Origin of the sequence: Paraburkholderia sediminicola (assembly GCF_902859805.1) — a bacterium.
GTDB lineage: Bacteria > Pseudomonadota > Gammaproteobacteria > Burkholderiales > Burkholderiaceae > Paraburkholderia > Paraburkholderia sediminicola.
In genome coordinates this window covers 1,418,967-1,435,399 of sequence record NZ_CADIKC010000001.1, presented here as the reverse complement: position 1 = coordinate 1,435,399, position 16,433 = coordinate 1,418,967, and the positions used below count along the sequence as shown (strand labels likewise).

Below are 16,433 nucleotides of genomic sequence, written 5' to 3'. Positions count from 1 at the left end.
CATGAGAACCATCGACAACACCATGGGGGACCGCAGCAGCGCCGGTGTCTCAGGCCCTGTGACCCGGGGCTCGATCATCGCGCGTCTCGAGCGTTTGCCGAAGAATGCGATGCAGGTGCGCGCGCGCATACTAATCGGTCTCGCGACGTTCTTCGACGGTTTCGACGTGATCGCAATCGCGGCCACGCTGCCGATCCTGATTGCGAAATGGCATCTGACGCCGTGGGAAATTGGCTTTCTGATCGGCTCCGGCTCGGTCGGCCAGTTGATCGGCGCGTTCGTGTTCCCGTGGTACGCGGAACGCAAAGGCCGCGTGAAGGCGATTGCGTTGAGCTCGGGGATCATCGGCATTACGAGTATTGCGTGCGGCTTCGCGCCGACCTTCGCCGCGTTTGTCGTGTTGCGCGTGATTCAAGGCTTGGGGCTCGGCGGCGAATTGCCAGTGGCCGCGACCTATATCAACGAGATCAGCCGTGCGCATGGCCGGGGACGTTTCGTGCTCTTGTATGAAATCGTTTTTCCGGTTGGCTTGCTTGCGTCGAACGCGTTGGGCGCGTGGATCGTGCCGCGTTTCGGCTGGCAGGCGATGTACTTCATCGGCGGCATGCCGTTGATCCTGTTCTTCGTGCTGCGCAAACTGGTGCCGGAATCGCCGCGCTGGCTGGCCGAACGCGAACGGATGGCCGATGCCGATACCGCAGTGCATGCTTTCGAACGCGCCGTGAAAGGTCCGCTTCCGCCGGTTGCCAATGCGGCCGAGTTCGACGCGATGGCCAATCGCCATCCGAAGCGCCGCATGAGCGATCTGTTTGGGCCGGCGTATCTGAAACGCACGATGGCTGTCGCGATGCTGTGGATTACGTGCGGCTTCATTCAGTACGGTCTGTCGACGTGGCTGCCGACGATCTATCGCACGGTATATCACGCGCCGCTGCAACTGGCGTTGAATCTGGCGGTGGCGGCTTCGGTGCTGGGCGTGGTGGGTTCGCTGACCTGTGCGTTGCTGGTCGACAAGGTGGGGCGTAAGCCGATCATCAATTTCTCGTTCGTGGCGTGCGCGTTGTCGTTGCTGTTGGCGGGTGTGTTCCACAATTCGTCGGTGTATGTGGTCGCGACGTGTTGCGCCTTCTCGCTTGGGTTCCTTGCTTGCGGTTTCATCACGGCTTATGTGTACACGCCGGAACTGTACCCGACGAGTATCCGTGCGATGGGCTGCGGTGTAGGCGGCGCGTGGCTCAAGGTAGCGGCGATCTTCGCGCCGGCCATCGTGTCGAAGACGATGATCGGCGGCAATCTGGAAGTGGCGTTTTATATTCTCGCGGCTGTGCCGTTCATTGCGGCAATCGCGGTGCACTTTCTTGGGATTGAGACCAAGGGGAAGGTGCTGGAGCAGCTCGAGGCTTGACGCCTCTTAGCGTGTGATGGGTTTGGTGGGCGGTTGATGTCGTACCGCAATGGCAGGAAGGCGAAGGGCGCACTGGGTGGTGCGCCCTTTGTTTTTTGGGGGGAGGGTATGGACGCATCGAAGAGTTTGTTGGCCAGCGCGCGGTAGGTTCGCGACGCCCACCCATCCTCAGCGGGAGAATGACGGGACGGGACTGCATTACTTTCGGCACTCGTATTACGATCCGAACACCGCGAAGTTCATCAGCGAAGATCCGGTTGGCTGGGCAAGTGGGCGGACGAATGCGTATGCTTATGTGGGTGGCAATCCGGTTCAGTTCACGGATCCGTTTGGTGAGTCCAAACTCATGCCCATTACGGGTGGGCCGCGACGCGGGAGCTTCGTCCACGGGAAGAAGGGCCATCCGATGCACAGGTCGCTACGCGAGCCGCTATCGCAGCGTGCGCGCCGACAAACGCCGCTGCTTGAATTCCTCAATAATCCAGACACTCATCAACCCCGCGCTCACGCAAGCGATGATGTCCGGTTTGGAGACTGCAAGCGCCAACCAGACGAGATGAACGTAGCCGCGGAAAAAGGGCGGCACGGCCCGGCGCAGATCAGCCCAGCGCGTCGTCGCCAACACACCGCCCGCTGCGGCCATCACCGTAAAAAGTGCCCACGCAAATTGCGTCGAACGCTCGTCTCGTTGCAGCAGCAAAACGACCAACGCGGCGAAGCCCGCAAACCACATCATCGCTACAAACCACGCAAGGCGCGGCCGACGTGCGAGCCAGCCGCGACACTCCTGTTGCGCAAAAGAGAAGAAAAAAGCGAACAGCACGCCGTGCGCGAACGGCATTTGCCACGCGCGAGGATCAGTGGAGAGCCAATGGCCGGCGAAGCCGAATCCGAGAGCTCCGACTGCGGCGAGTACCGCGAGTTGTTTGATGTGCGGCCATCCGTAGATCAGCGCTGCCCACACCGTGCAGATCCCAAGTGTGTCCATTGCGATCGACGTCAAGCGCCCGCTGCCTCCGTCGCACAATGCGGCGGCAGTGGCGCCAAGCCACACCGGAATCCAGCCGTAACGTAGCCAGCCAATCGAGCGCAGCGTCCGCAGCCGCTGTTGCTGCGGTTCGGACAGCAGCACGGTTGTCGCGGCACTGGCGACCAGCGTCACCATCAGCGTGGCCAGAAGCACGGCCAGTTGAACGGGCGTCCATTGATCAAACCACCGATTGCTATCCAGGTTCATCGACGCGTTGGCGAACAGCAAGCCGCACCAGGCGCTCAGCGCGAGCGTCGGACCGAACAGGCGTCCCGCACCAATCCGGAACGACAGGCAGCGGGTCCAGAATTCGACCTTCTCACTGTCGAGCCGCAGGCGCGCGACATTCGGATGGTAGCGGCCGAGTGCGGTCAACAACTGTTCCATCTCAGTTCGCACGCCAGCACGCAACAGTGCGTGTGCGCCGGCCGCCAACGGAGGTTGAGGCCCTTCGAGCAGCGCCATTGCATTCGTGAAGCGCAGGCGTAACGCGTTGTAGTCCTCGTCGGCGAACACACGGTCCAGCGCGAGTGTTGCGATCGCTGCGTTGCGCCGCCGCAGATGCGCGGCGTTATCCCGCCATCCCAGAACCGCACTCAGGTTCATACGCAGCGTGGCCGGCGCATCGTCGGTCAGGCAATGAACCAGTGCTTGCCACTCGAGTTCGTCGCGCATCTGAATATTGACGACGGCCGCGAATAGATCCTGCAGCGAACGACGCGACTCGAGCTGCTCCCGTTGCGAAGCGAAGTGCTGCCACAGCTGCACAGCGCTTTCAAAGGCGTCGTGCTCGCGAACGGGCGCTTCAGGCGGCGCCTGCATGAAGCCGGATGATTGCGGCGTCTTTTGCGCTACGGGTGTCGGACGTGAAACCGGCGCAGTTTCCGTGCTGGGCATGGGTTCGACGATGGCCGCGCCTTCGTTCGCCATCTGCAGCGCCGACTCATACGCATACCGAAGCCGCTGAAACGCCTCAGCGTCCTCATCCGGGCGTCGCTGTTTCAAAAGACGCGCATAAGCGCGGCGCACGGTACGCTCGTCGGCGTTTGCCGCAATGCCGAGCACGTCCCACGGCCAGTGGTGGGCAGAAGTCATATCCATAGCCGGTCAGTACGTCACGTGCACATCGAAGCGATTCAGCAGCGCGCTCAATTCGCTGCGCGCACGGGCGATCTCCTCGGCGTTCTGCCGCTCGAGCAGCGACTGAAAACGCGCGATATGCGCGGCCAGATATTGCCGATGCTCCCCCAGCGTTTCCTCATAGACACGATCCGCGCGAGTGAGCAGCGTGCGATTCTCCATTTGATCGCGCGGATGAATCTTTAGCGCACTCAATGCCGCGAGTCGTTCGCGGATTTCTTCCGGCGTCAGCACGCCCGGGTTTTCTTCGATCACCATCGCGCGCTTCACGCCGCCAGGAAACGCAGTGGCTTCCACTTCGAGCACGCCGTTGACGTCGTAGGTGAAGCGCACATCCGCACCGGCCTGGCCGGCCGGCTTGACCGGCACTTCAAGCGTGAATTCGCCGAGCGGCACGTTGTCGACGGTCAAGCGCGCTTCGCCTTGGAATACCTTGATGCTCAACATCTGCTGACGGTCGTTCACAGTGAAAATACGCTGCATGCGACTCACCGGCACGATCGTGTTGCGCTCGATGATCGGCAGAAAATGCCCGGGCACATATTGATTGGTGCCGACCTGCATCGCAGTATCGATGCCGAGGCTATACGGCGCGACATCGGTCAGCACCATTTCGTCGAGGCCTGCGTCCCGCGTGACGAGCCCTGCCTGCACGGCGGCGCCGAGCGCGACGACTTCATCCGGGTTCAGATTCGCGGCGGGCAAACGGCCGAACATCTTCGAGACGAGTTTGCGCACCATCGGCATACGCGAGGCGCCGCCGACGAGGATGATTTCGTCGAGCGCATCGACGGCGATTTTCGAATCGCGCAACGCTCGCTCGACTGGTTTGCGCAGACGTTGCAGCAGATGCTCACAGGTTCGTTCCGCGGCCGCCGCATCGAGTTCGAGGCTGTGTTCGTTATCGCCAACCGTGAGCTTGAGCGTGACGGTATCGGCGCTGCTCTGCGTGAACAGACGTTTCGCACGTTCGGCCTGCTGATGCAGACGTTGTGCGGCAATCGGCGTAAGCGATTTGACCTGAAGGCGATTGCGCTGGCAGAACAACTCGACGAGCGCTTCCGTGAAATCCTCGCCACCCAGAAAATTGTCACCCGTGCTGGCGCGCACTTCCATCACGCCTTCGAAGAAGTCGAGCACGGAGACGTCGAACGTGCCGCCGCCCAGATCGAAGATCAGGAACTTGCGTTCGCTGTCGCGCTGATGCACGCCGTACGCGAGCGAGGCCGCGGTCGGTTCGTTGACGAGGCGCAGCACATTGAGCCCGGCCAGTTCGCCTGCGATGCGCGTGGCTTTGCGTTGCGCGTCGCTGAAATAGGCGGGCACGGCGATCACGGCGTCGCTTATCGTTTCGCCGAGGAAGGCCTCAGCATCGGCTTTCAGCGATTTGAGCACCAGCGAAGACAGTTCTTCAGGACGCAGTGTCTGCATGCCGAGCGACACGTTGCGATTCGTGCCCATGTAGCGTTTGAAGTTGGCGGCAGTGCGTTCGGGATGCGTATGCAACCGGTCATGAGCGGGGCGGCCGACGAGGATCGAGCCGTCGTCGTCGATCGAGACGCATGACGGCGTCAGCACATCGCCCAGTGCGTTCGGGATGAGGGCAGCCTCGTTATTGCGCCAGACGGCCGCAAGACTATGCGTGGTTCCAAGATCGATGCCGATGATCGAAGGCATGTACAGTTTCCGATTCGTTTTGCGCCCCTTCGTGAGGAGATCGCCCAAGGTCGCGTGGGAGCCAGATGGCGCTCCGTCCAATGGCGATAACGGCAGACTGCCTGCAAACTTGAGCGGCGAGGGGAACGAATGCGGTGAGAGTCGAAGCCGGCGATGCGATACGCATGGCGGCTGGATGGGCCGCCGGCCATGCGAATGCGATGTCTGGTCGCACAAGAATGGCGACGCGAGAACGGGATGCGAGAACGGGATGTGAAGTGGGGACGCAAAGCCCGCCAGGCGGGCCTGCTGCGCTGTATCACAACGTCACAATGCCTTGCGGTACACCACGAAACCGGAGTGGTCCGCGACCTTGTCGTACAGCTTCATTGCGGTGTGATTCGTCTCATGCGTTTGCCAGTAGACCCGTTGCAAGCCGTCAGCCTTGGCGCGTGCATACACCGCTTCGATCAACGCACGGCCGACACCTTTGCCGCGTTCCGATTCCAGCGTGTAGAGATCTTGCAGATAGCAGGTCGACGCCACCATGGTCGTGTGACGGTGATACAGGAAGTGCACGAGGCCAAGCAACTGGCCATTGCGTTCGGCGACCATCGCGTGCATCGGCTCGTAGGCGTCGAAGAAACGGCCCCACGTGACTTGCGTGATCTCGCGTGGCAATGCCGTTTCGCCCGAGCGGCCGTAGAACGCGTTGTAGGCGTCCCACAGCGGCAGCCAGGCGTCGAAGTCGGCGGGCGTGACGGGGCGGATTTGAATCGCGTCGGACATGGGTGTGGCTCCTTGTGTGGTGATGGTTGAGGGCGAGTCGCTCGCGGCTGCTAAGGCTGAGTCGAACAGGCATAGACGGCTGCGCTGAATGCCTGCTTGCGCTCTTCTTCCGTAGTAGATGTTGCGGACGTTGCTGAAGCTGCGCTACCGCTTTGCTCCAGATTTTCATTCACGCAGGCATCCAACCTTGCGCGCGCCGTTGCCGCCGGCTCGAGCAGCCCGTAGGCATAAGCCGCGCACGCCAGCGCCACGCACCACTTCACCGCGGCGCCATAGCGCAGGCGTGCGGTGACGGCGTGACGTGCATGTGTATTCATGGCAATGGCTCTCTCGCAGTATTCAGCGACTCCAGAACCGTCAGCATAAGAAATTTGTGGCACCATTGTTAGCTCCACAATGCGACCAGAATTTGGAGCCACGGAATTGGACTACGGCCTGTTGATGTCGAACGTCGAGCGCGCAATGGGTGGGCGCAAGCTCACGCAGCAGGACTTGCTCTACGAGAGTCTGCGTCGCGCGATTCTCGACGGCGATATCCGCCACGGCAGCCGTTTGCTTGCCACGCGTGCGCTTGCCGAACAGTTGGGCATTGCGCGCAATTCGGTGCTCTACGCCTATGAACGGCTCACTGATGAAGGCTTTATCACGGCGAGCCGGCATGGTTCCATCGTCAGCATGGTAAGCGGTTCAGGCGCTTCGATCTCCGCAGCAAGCGGCAGCGTGCAGACGCCTGAAAACCACTTGTCACGCCGTGTCGCCGATCTGCCGCGCGAGCGCACGAATCCCGACGACCCCACGCCGTTTCGTCCCGGCGTGCCCGCACTCGATGAATTTCCGCTTGCGCAATGGCGTGCGTCGATGGAGCGCGCATGGCGCACGGTCGAACCGCGGGAACTCGGTTACGGCAACAACGCTGGGCACCCCGCATTGCGCCGTTCGATTGCAGAGTACGTGCGCGTGTCGCGTGGTGTGCGGTGTTCGGCCGAGCAGGTGTTCATCACCTCAGGCACGCAGGCGAGTCTCGATCTATGCGCATGCATGCTGGCAGACCCGGGCGACAGCGTTTGGGTCGAGGATCCCGGCTATCACGGCGCGAAGGCTGCGTTCCAGGCCGCCGGTTTGCAACTGGTGCCGATTCCCGTCGACGCCGCCGGAATGGCGCCGACGCCCGATCATTGGGAACAGACGCCACCACGCCTGATGTACATCACACCCTCGCACCAGTACCCGCTCGGCAGTGTGCTGAGCCTGGAACGGCGCTGGTCGATCATCGAGAACGCAGTGGCGCGCGGCGCCTGGATCATCGAGGACGACTACGACAGCGAACTGCGCCACAGCGGTCCACCGTTGCCGTCGATCCAGGGCCTCGCAGCCGACACGCCGGTGATTTACCTCGGCACCTTCAGTAAGACAATGTTTCCGGCGCTGCGGATGGGCTTCATGGTCGTGCCGGCGCACCTCGTTGCGGACATCGACGAGGCGCTCAGCGAGATCGCGCGGCAGGGGCGCGTGGCTGAACAGATCGCGTTGGCGGATTTCATCGATAGTGGGAAATATGCGCGGCATCTGCGGCGCATGCGGCGGTTGTATCAGCAGCGCCGCTCCGCATTGGTGAATGCGATCGAGCGGCATATGGGCGACCTGGTGACAGTCTCGTCCGACGGCGGCGGCATGCATTTGACGATGCGGCTCGATGTGCCGCTTCGCGACCAGGACGTGAGCGCAGTAACCCGCAAGCACGGTTTGCATATCGCGGCGCTCAGTGCGTTTTGTCAGCCGCCTGCTAAAGACGCCGCGCGCTACAACGGCTTCATGCTCGGCTACGCGGGTGTCAAACCGCACGAAGCCGACGCCTTGGTGGCGCGACTCGCCGCCGTGGTGCGTGGGCTAGGTTAGATCACGAACGAACGTCGTATTGTTAGACGAAAGAGAACTAGACCGCTTCTGCCCTGAGCCAACGTGCGAGCCCCGCGTCGTCATCGGTGTCTAGCGCTTGTGCGACCCGACGCCCGACTGCCGCGCCGAATTTATAGCCGTGGCCCGAGCATGCCGACACCACCAGCGTGTTGCCGATGCGCTTCGAAAAAAAGCGTTGGTCCGCAGTGAACGCATAAGCGCAGGTTTTTACTTCGGTGACCGTATATTCGTCGATGCGGCTGAACGGCGGTGAAAACAACCTGCGCAGACTATCGCCTTCTCCGGGCGCCGCGACGCGATTGGCATCAGGATCAGGCGCACGTGATTTGTGCACACCGGCGCCAAACTTCAGGCCGACGCAATCGATTGGCGGCAGCACGTAACCGCTGCTGGCGCCGCCAATATCGACGATAGCAGGCGCATTCGACCATGCGTCTGCCAGATCCGCCGGTGGCTCCATATAGGCGACCACGTTGCGATAAGTCATCAGGTTTTCGGCGAGCGAGGGGAACAGTTGCAGCGTCCACGCGCCGGCGGTGACCACGAGCCGGTCGGCGCGAATGATCGTGTCGTCTTCGATCCGCACGGAGGCCGCATGCGCATCGACTGCGAGCACTTTGGCATGGGTGCGAATCTCGGCGCCGCGCATCTTGAGCCACGCTTTCATGTCGCGTGCAATGCGTTCACTAAATAGCGCGCCGCCATCCTGATCGAGGTAGGCGTAGCGAAACGTGGCGGGGTCGAGAAACGGATAACGCTCGGCCGCTTCGCGCGGGTCGAGCTGTTCGTACTCGAATTTCATGCGGTCGAGACCGGTGCGAAATTGCTCGGCGCCATCGCCCGCGTGTTGCGAAATGCCGAGCACGCCGCAGTTCGCATAGTGGGACACGCCCAGGTCATTCCACAGCAGATCCCAACTATCGAATGCCTCGGCGATGGTGTGTGCGTAGCCGTCAGCATCGCCATACGCGCGACGGATCATGCGACTCCGGTCGCCCGAGGCGGCGAGTGGGTTCGGAATCGAGCCCTGCTCGATCAGAGTGATGTCGTGTCCCAGCTTTGCAAGCGACCACGCTGTGCTTAAGCCGGCAATGCCCGCGCCTACGATTGTCACCCGCATGCCATCTTCCCCCGAGTCGATGTATCCGGGTCAGAGTCTAGCAGTGGGAAAAATAAACCGGTACGCGTTCTGGTAACGCGAAAAATAATTCAGTATGTAGTCTGAAGAATCGCCGCGCGAGCCAGCGGGGGCGATCCAGCGTGCTACCAGGCAGGGGGTGGTCTCCGCGCGCCGCCGTGTCAGTGTTTGTGTTTCGACGGATGGCGCAGCTTGTCGCGCACTTTCTTCGCGGCGAACAGCGGCACGTAATCGAATACACGCGCTTCGTGCCGGTAGTCGGCCAGTGTGTCTGCATACATCTTCGAAACCGTTTCCGTGGGGGTATCGGTTTCCTCTGCGATGCTTCTCACCACTTCGTCGACATTAGGCTCGGGTTGGGACATGGAACTCTCCGGGACAAGCGGGATGGACCGGCGGGGTTGCCGGGAACGGGCGCACGACAGGAGTTTCATTAGAGGATGCGATTGGCCACGATGCCAATTGAATTGGTCTATCGAATGACTCGCTCCACAGAGATTTTTGTCTTGCGCTGCAGCAAGCGCCCGCGCCATGCGGTGACGCGGAAAATCAATGTGAATGCCGATGATGAATATCTGGGAAATGCGCGTGCGCATGCGTGATTGGCGCATGGGAATGCGGATGCGTGTGCGGCTCGTTGCCGTCCCACGCGAAATCATGCTCGTGCTGGTGATGCGCGTCGTGCCGATGACGATGCGTGTGGTCCAGCGGGGCATGCGTGTGCGGATGCTCGTGACGTTCGCGGATGTGCAGCCAGACACCCAGCGTCATCAGGGCAGCGGCCACCCAGAATAACGGCGGCGGCATCTCCGGCCACAGCAGCCACGATAACGTCACACCAAATAGCGGTGCGACCGAGAAATAGGCGCCGGTGCGCGCGGTGCCGAGATTGCGCAGCGCGACGACGAACAGCACGAGACTCACGCCGTAGCCCGCGAACCCCGTCAACATGGCAAGCGCAACGGTCGCGGCCTTGGGCCACGCTGCACCAAAAGTGAGCGCGAGCGTCACGTTGACCGACCCGGCCACGAGCCCTTTTACGCAGGCGATGAACATGGCGTCGTGCGTGGACACCTTGCGCGTGAGATTATTGTCGACTGCCCAGCAGACGCAGGCGCCGATCAGCAGCAGTGTGCCGGGCGGCAGGCCCGCAGCACCCGGCTGCCACGACAATGCCACGCCGCCCGCGACGATCGCGGCCATGCCGAGGAACACCTGAATGTCGACGTTCTCGCGAAACACGATCCACGCGATCAGCGCGGTGAATACGCCTTCGAGATTCAGCAGCAGCGAGCCGGTGGCGGCCGGCGTCGTTTTCAGGCCGAGCATCAGCAGCGCCGGCCCCGCGACACCGCCGGCCAGGATTGCGCCAGCGAGCCACGGCACTTCGCGCGCCGGGAAGCGATGGTGACTGACCGGCTGCCCGTCCGCCTGACCTTTCAGGCGGCGCGCCAGAATCACGGCGGCAAGGCCCGTGCCGCTGCCGAGGTAGAACAGTCCGGCCAATAGAAACGGCGACAGCGAGCCGAGCAGCGCCTTGGCGAGCGGCGTGGTTGCGCCGAACAAGGCGGCGGCGAGCAGAGCGGTGAAAGCTGCGTTGAAGCGAGTCGGCATGGGCGGGAGATTCGGAGCGGGCAGGCGTTGCCGACACGATACCGCTATCGGGCCGCGGGTGTCTAACGCCGCCGAACAGGCTGGCGTTCGGGCTCGAGATCCCGCCCGTACGCATCCATCCGGGCGCGTCGAACGTAATACGCTTACTACCGCTACGTTTGAGGCCACCGCCATGCGCCGCGTTGTCTATACCGCCGCCGCTGTTGCGACCGTTCTGCTGCTGTCCCTCACGGGGTGCTCCAACAATCCTCCCAATCCCAACCCGCGCGCCAGCGAACCGCTCGTGACGGTGCCGCTAGACCTGCCGCGCTACATGGGGACCTGGTACATCATCGCGAACATCCCGTACTTTGCCGAGCGCGATATGGTGGGGAGCCGCGCGGAATGGAAATTGCGGCCGGACGGCAAGATCGACGATTCGTATTACGGCCGCAAGAAGAGCTTCGGCGCACCCGAAAAACATTATCAATTCCTCGATACGCCCGTGCCCGGTAAAGAAGGCGGCGAATGGAGCGTGCAACTGTTCTGGCCGGTTCACGTGACGCAACTGACGCTCTATGTCGACCCCGATTATCACTACACGATCCTGGGTTACCCCGGTAAAAACCTCGGCTGGATTTTTTTGCGCGAGCCCGATATGAGCGACGACACCTACCGGGCGCTGCTCGGGCGGCTCGATGCGATGGGCTACGACACGTCGCGTTTCAGGCGTGTGCCTCAGCGGCCTGATCAATTGGGCAAGGCGGGCTTCTCTTCGCCGGGTGACAAGGACTTAGCGATGGGCGTATCGGACGCCACGCCCGTCGCATCCGATCGCGCCCTCTGCGCGTATAACCCGCATCGCCCTTGAACGAGAACTCCATGCCGCCACTTGCCGCCGCCGTGATCGCCCTGATTGCGCTCATCGCGATCTTCAGCGCCGTGTGGGCGTGGCAGTTGAAGACCGGGAACGCCGGCATGGTCGACCCGGTCTGGGCTTATTCGCTCGGCCTGGTCGCGGTGCTTTACGCCGTGCTCGGCAACGGCGATCCGGTATCGCGTGCACTAACTGCGCTGGGTGGCCTGGTTTGGGGCGTGCGGCTAGGCACGCATCTGTGGAAACGCAATTTCGGCAAACCGGAAGACGCGCGCTATCGCCGCTTCCGTGAAGAATGGGGCGACAAGGCTGCCAGCAAGATGTTCTGGTTTTTCCAGGTGCAAGTCGTGATTTCCATGCTGCTGTCAATCGCATTTCTGGTGCCGTCGTACCGGAGTACCGCACCGGCCGTCGGCTGGATCGTGCTGGCAGTTTTAGTGTGGATCGCATCGGTAGTCGGCGAAGGCCTCGCGGACCGTCAACTCAAGCGCTTCACGCAAGACCCGGCCAATCACACCACCGTGTGCCGCGTTGGCTTGTGGCGCTATTCACGGCATCCGAATTACTTCTTTGAATGCGTGCATTGGCTTGCTTACATCGCGCTGTCGATCGGCACGCCTTGGGGTTGGTTCACCTTGTTGCCGCCGGTGCTGATGGCGTTTCTGCTGCTCAAGCTCTCCGGCATTCCGTTGCTCGAAGAAAGCATGGCGAAAAGGCGCGCCGGTTACGCCGATTACATGCGCACCACCAGCGCGCTGATTCCGTGGCCGCCGCGGCATTGAGCTGAGCCAGCCACGGCGAGCACGTGTTCACGTTCATGTTCAGGAAAGTCTGGAAAAACACCAGGGAGTCAGCCTCATGAGCCTTTCCACTACCGACCAAACAATGCCGCCTTCGTCGCCCGCCGAACCGGGTGACGGCTGGTTGATCCAGAGCTGCGAACGCGGCTGGCTGCCCAACAGCCTGATCCGTTTCGGCATGCGTCAGCTCATGCGCCAGCGTTTGCGCGACGAAGCGATCGACAACGGCGAGGTGCGCGCGCAACGGCTCAACCGTCTGCTGGACGAGTTGCGCACGAGTCCGATCGCCATTGAAACGCAGGCCGCCAACACGCAGCATTACGAGGTGCCGGCGTCGTTTTTCCACGCGCATCTCGGACCGCATCTCAAGTATTCGTGCTGTTTGTACCCAACCGGCAACGAGACGCTCGCGCAAGCCGAAGCGGCGATGCTCGAGCGCTACGCCGAACGCGCGGAACTGGCCGACGGTCAGCGGATTCTCGATCTCGGTTGCGGGTGGGGCTCGTTATCGTTGTGGCTGGCGGCGCACTATCCGCAAGCGCAGATTGTCGCGTTGTCTAATTCGCATGGGCAACGCGCGTTCATCGAAGCGCGTGCGGCGGAGTTCGGTTTGCACAACCTCTCGGTGGTCACGGGCAATGTCGTCGATTTCGAATTCGACGAAGCGCAACTTGGCGGCGGCTTCGATCGCGTGGTGTCGATCGAGATGTTCGAGCATATGAAGAACTACGGGCTGCTGCTTGCCAAGATTTCACGCTGGATGCGCGACGACGCGAAGCTGTTCGTGCATATCTTCGTGCATCGCACGCTTGCGTATCACTTTCAGGTGCAGGACGGCAACGACTGGATGTCGAAGTACTTTTTCACCGGCGGCACGATGCCCTCCGAAGCGCTGCTGCTGAACTTCCAGGACGATCTGCGCATGGAACGGCAGTGGTGGGTGAACGGCACACACTATGAGCGCACGGCGAATCACTGGCTCGCCGCGCTCGATGCAGCACGTGACCGCGTGATGCCAATGCTGGTCCATACCTATGGCGCGCGCAATGCGGCTGTATGGTTTCAACGGTGGCGGATGTTTTATATGGCCGTGGCCGAGTTGTTCGGCTACGCGAACGGGAATGAGTGGGGCGTGGGACACTATCGGTTTGTAAAACGCTAAACCGAATCCTGACCCGCGCCTCCGTATGACCGCAAGGAAACTCATTCCACTGCACACGTTGTTGCACGACATTCGCGCCTGTACGGTGTGCGCGCCGGTGCTGCCGCATGCGCCGCGGCCGGTTGTCGTGGCGTCGGCCGATTCGCGCATTCTGATCATCGGCCAGGCGCCCGGTGCGCGCGTGCATGCTTCTGGCATTCCATGGAGCGACGCGAGTGGTGCACGTTTGCGCAACTGGCTCGAGGTTGCCGACGAAACCTTTTACGATGCCTCGAAATTTGCCATCGTGCCGATGGGTTTCTGCTTTCCGGGCAGAGGCGCGAGTGGCGATTTGCCGCCGCGGCCCGAATGCGCCGCGCTTTGGCATCAGGCCCTGCTGGCTCAGTTGCGCGAGGTGCGGCTCACGGTGCTGATTGGCCAATACGCGCAGCGTTTTGGCCTCGGTGACGCGTTCGGGCCGACGCTGACCGATACGCTGCTGCGCTGGCGAGATTACGGCCCCCGCGTAATACCGCTGCCGCATCCCTCGCCGCGCAATATCGCCTGGTTCAAGCGCAATCCTTGGTTCGAAGCGGATGTATTGCCGACTTTGCGGGCGCGGGTTCGCGCGGTGCTCCAGGAATGATTCGCCTCGCGCCATCGAAATACCGCGAAATAATCTGAAACACACAATTAAGCGCCTGACGGAATAAAACGGCAAACTGATGCGTTTGCTTCATACCGGCGGCGAGATCAGACCTGCTGCGGCACGGCCGAATTTTCAAACAGCTTTCGCCAGAAAACCATTTGCAGACGGAACGATTGATGAATACTCACGCCGACTCCCTGACCGATTCAACCGGCACGCCGCTGGCGTCGCGCTATACCCGCACGGCGATAACGCTGCACTGGCTGATCGCGCTGCTGATGATCGGCAATGTCGTACTCGGCCTCACGGCGGAATCATGGCCCGACGACTGGGTGCGTCCGGTGGTCGATACGCATAAGTCGATCGGTATCACGGTGCTTGGTCTCGCGCTGATGCGCATCTTGTGGCGCGTGACGCACAAGCCGCCGCCGTTGCCGCGTGAGTTTCCGTCGTGGGAAAAGATCGCCGCGCACGTTGCCCATTTCCTGCTGTACCTGCTGATGATTGCGCTGCCGCTTTCCGGCTGGCTGCACGATTCTGCGTGGAAAGATGCCGCCACGCATCCCATGCACCTTTTCAATCTGTTTCCCTGGCCGCGCATCGGCTATGTGATGAATCTCGATCCGGTGCTCAAGGAGACGCTGCACGACCGCTTCGGCGCTTTGCATACGTGGCTCGGCTACGCGCTGTATGCGTTGCTGGCGATGCATATCGGCGGTGCGCTGAAGCATCAATGGATCGACCGCAAGTCGGTTCTGAAACGCATGGTGCCGTAAGCACCTTCTAACTTGCTGTCTACCTGATAACCGCACCAACGACGGACTCGGCAGTCATTTTGAAGAAAACTCTGGAACAGGCGCTCGCCCTTGCATCGCCGCGCATTCTGCCGCGTCCCACTACGCTGCTGAGCACGCTGATTCATTTCAGCGTTGTCGTGCTGTGGTTGCTGCTGTTCGCCCGCGCCTTCTTTCTGCAAGGCGTGGTGGCGTGGTCGACCGGCATTGCGTACGTCGTGTACGACACCTTGCTGCTTGCATTCGTCACCTGGAAAACGCTGCCGCTGATGCGGCCCACGCCGCCGCTCGAGCCGGACTTCGATGCGCGCAACTTGCCAGGCATGGGTGTGATCGTCGCGTCGCATAACGAGGCGACGGTATTGCCGGTGACGCTCGCCGCGCTGCTGCGCCAGACGCATGGCCCTGCGCAAATTGTGATCGCCGACGACGGTTCGACCGATGCCACCCATGCGCTGCTCACCGAACGCTTTGGCCTTACTGCCGCCGCTGATGGCGTGCTGAGTGCGCCGAGTTCGCTGTACCCGAATCTGTACTGGTTGCGTGTGCCGCACGGCGGCAAGGCGCGTGCGCTGAACGCAGCCATCACGGTCATGACCACCGAGACCGTCATGACCGTCGACGCCGACACGCTGCTCGACGACGACGCCACCTACGCGATGCGCGCCGCCTTCGCGAGCGAGCCGAAGCTGGTCGCGGCGGCCGGCATCCTGGTGCCGGTGTGCGGAAAATCGGTTTCAGGCCGCGTGTTCCAGTGGTTCCAGACCTACGAGTACATGCGCAACTTCATCGCCCGTTTTGCGTGGATGCGCGCCGACAGTCTGCTGTTGATTTCCGGTGCCTTCGCGTCGTTCAGGCGGGATGCGCTGGTCGACGTGGGCGGTTTCGATCCGCAGTGTCTCGTCGAAGACTACGAACTGATTCACCGGCTGCGCCGCTATTCGGTCGATCATGGTCTCGGCTGGGACGTGCGTGTGGTCGGCGATGCCCATGCGCACACCGACGCGCCGGACAACCTCGGCAGTTTCCTGCGGCAGCGCCGCCGCTGGTTTGCGGGTTTCCTGCAAACGCAATACTGGAACCGCGACATGACCGGCAACCCGCGCTACGGCACGATGGGCATGCTGATGCTGCCGGTCAAAGCCATCGATACGATGCAGCCGATCTACGGGCTGACCGCCTTTGCTCTGCTGCTCGGCTTTCTGTTCGGCGGGCATGGTGCGATCGTCGTGTCGATTTTCAGCGTGATCGGCCTCAAAACGGCGATCGACCTCGCGTTCTATCTCTGGTGTATCCATCTGTACCGCCGCTGGACCGGCCACCGCACCGGCTCCAGTTTGTGGATGGCGGTGCTCGCGGCGATTGCCGAGCCGTTCACGTTCCAGCTGGTGCGGCACGTCGGCGCACTGCTGGGCTGGCTGCATTTCCTGCGCGGCGGACGCTCGTGGGGCGTGCAGCGTCGCTCCGGCCTCGTGACGCGCGACGAAAGCTAGTCGCCAATCGC

At 62.0% G+C, this 16,433-nt stretch carries 15 protein-coding genes and 1 pseudogene; 9 read left to right on the top strand and 7 right to left on the bottom strand.

The window, feature by feature from the left end; translation table 11 throughout:
• Position 1 precedes the first annotated feature (1 nt).
• Both R8871_RS06430 and R8871_RS38395 read left to right on the top strand, forming a co-directional pair.
• The gene (locus tag R8871_RS06430; RefSeq protein ID WP_175049563.1) at positions 2-1,405 is read left to right on the top strand and encodes an MFS transporter; all 1,404 of its coding nucleotides are present in this window, start codon (positions 2-4) and stop codon (positions 1,403-1,405) included.
• Positions 1,406-1,454: 49 nt separating this feature from the next.
• Positions 1,455-1,679: pseudogene (locus R8871_RS38395) on the top strand (hypothetical protein); the annotation flags it as partial.
• A 156-nt stretch (positions 1,680-1,835) separates the two neighbouring features.
• On the opposite strand, the gene R8871_RS06420 reads toward R8871_RS38395, so the two are convergent.
• The 4 genes from R8871_RS06420 to R8871_RS06405 all read right to left on the bottom strand — a co-directional run bounded on the left by R8871_RS06420 (position 1,836) and on the right by R8871_RS06405 (position 6,403).
• Complete coding sequence (locus R8871_RS06420) at positions 1,836-3,530, bottom strand: J domain-containing protein (RefSeq protein ID WP_246287427.1); 1,695 nt, start codon at positions 3,528-3,530, stop codon at positions 1,836-1,838.
• Positions 3,531-3,542: 12 nt separating this feature from the next.
• Positions 3,543-5,252, bottom strand: a complete 1,710-nt coding sequence (locus tag R8871_RS06415; RefSeq protein WP_175049561.1) for a molecular chaperone HscC — start codon at positions 5,250-5,252, stop codon at positions 3,543-3,545.
• A gap of 306 nt (positions 5,253-5,558) precedes the next feature.
• Positions 5,559-6,020, bottom strand: coding sequence for a GNAT family N-acetyltransferase (locus R8871_RS06410; protein ID WP_175049560.1), 462 nt, complete (start codon positions 6,018-6,020; stop codon positions 5,559-5,561).
• 50 nt (positions 6,021-6,070) lie between these two features.
• On the bottom strand, positions 6,071-6,403 hold the full coding sequence (locus tag R8871_RS06405) for a hypothetical protein (protein WP_175049559.1): 333 nt from the start codon (positions 6,401-6,403) through the stop codon (positions 6,071-6,073).
• A 40-nt stretch (positions 6,404-6,443) separates the two neighbouring features.
• Between R8871_RS06405 and pdxR the strand changes: the two genes are divergently transcribed.
• Positions 6,444-7,916 carry a MocR-like pyridoxine biosynthesis transcription factor PdxR gene (gene pdxR, locus R8871_RS06400; protein ID WP_175049558.1) on the top strand — a complete coding sequence of 491 codons (1,473 nt, stop codon included), beginning with the start codon at positions 6,444-6,446 and terminating at the stop codon, positions 7,914-7,916.
• 37 nt (positions 7,917-7,953) lie between these two features.
• Here the strand turns inward: pdxR and R8871_RS06395 are convergent, their stop codons facing one another.
• The 3 genes from R8871_RS06395 to R8871_RS06385 all read right to left on the bottom strand — a co-directional run bounded on the left by R8871_RS06395 (position 7,954) and on the right by R8871_RS06385 (position 10,689).
• Complete coding sequence (locus tag R8871_RS06395) at positions 7,954-9,057, bottom strand: NAD(P)/FAD-dependent oxidoreductase (protein ID WP_175049557.1); 1,104 nt, start codon at positions 9,055-9,057, stop codon at positions 7,954-7,956.
• 179 nt (positions 9,058-9,236) lie between these two features.
• On the bottom strand, positions 9,237-9,440 hold the full coding sequence (locus R8871_RS06390; RefSeq protein WP_054034100.1) for a DUF3562 domain-containing protein: 204 nt from the start codon (positions 9,438-9,440) through the stop codon (positions 9,237-9,239).
• 184 nt (positions 9,441-9,624) lie between these two features.
• Positions 9,625-10,689 (bottom strand): DMT family transporter, encoded by a 1,065-nt coding sequence (locus R8871_RS06385; protein ID WP_175049556.1) that lies wholly within the window; start codon positions 10,687-10,689, stop codon positions 9,625-9,627.
• A gap of 172 nt (positions 10,690-10,861) precedes the next feature.
• On the opposite strand from R8871_RS06385, the gene R8871_RS06380 reads away from it, so the two are divergent.
• The 6 genes from R8871_RS06380 (at position 10,862) to R8871_RS06355 (ending at position 16,422) form a co-directional block, all read left to right on the top strand.
• Entirely contained in the window at positions 10,862-11,539 is a 678-nt protein-coding gene (locus tag R8871_RS06380) for a lipocalin family protein (RefSeq protein WP_246287425.1), read from the top strand.
• An 11-nt stretch (positions 11,540-11,550) separates the two neighbouring features.
• On the top strand, positions 11,551-12,327 hold the full coding sequence (locus tag R8871_RS06375; RefSeq protein WP_175049555.1) for a DUF1295 domain-containing protein: 777 nt from the start codon (positions 11,551-11,553) through the stop codon (positions 12,325-12,327).
• A 76-nt stretch (positions 12,328-12,403) separates the two neighbouring features.
• The gene (locus tag R8871_RS06370) at positions 12,404-13,507 is read left to right on the top strand and encodes an SAM-dependent methyltransferase (RefSeq protein WP_175049554.1); all 1,104 of its coding nucleotides are present in this window, start codon (positions 12,404-12,406) and stop codon (positions 13,505-13,507) included.
• Positions 13,508-13,532: 25 nt separating this feature from the next.
• Entirely contained in the window at positions 13,533-14,132 is a 600-nt protein-coding gene (locus R8871_RS06365; RefSeq protein WP_175049553.1) for a uracil-DNA glycosylase family protein, read from the top strand.
• A 179-nt stretch (positions 14,133-14,311) separates the two neighbouring features.
• Positions 14,312-14,911: a cytochrome b gene (locus R8871_RS06360; RefSeq protein WP_093634273.1), complete on the top strand. Its 600-nt coding sequence runs from the start codon at positions 14,312-14,314 to the stop codon at positions 14,909-14,911.
• Positions 14,912-14,970: 59 nt separating this feature from the next.
• Positions 14,971-16,422: a glycosyltransferase family 2 protein gene (locus R8871_RS06355; RefSeq protein WP_175049552.1), complete on the top strand. Its 1,452-nt coding sequence runs from the start codon at positions 14,971-14,973 to the stop codon at positions 16,420-16,422.
• Positions 16,423-16,433 lie beyond the last annotated feature (11 nt).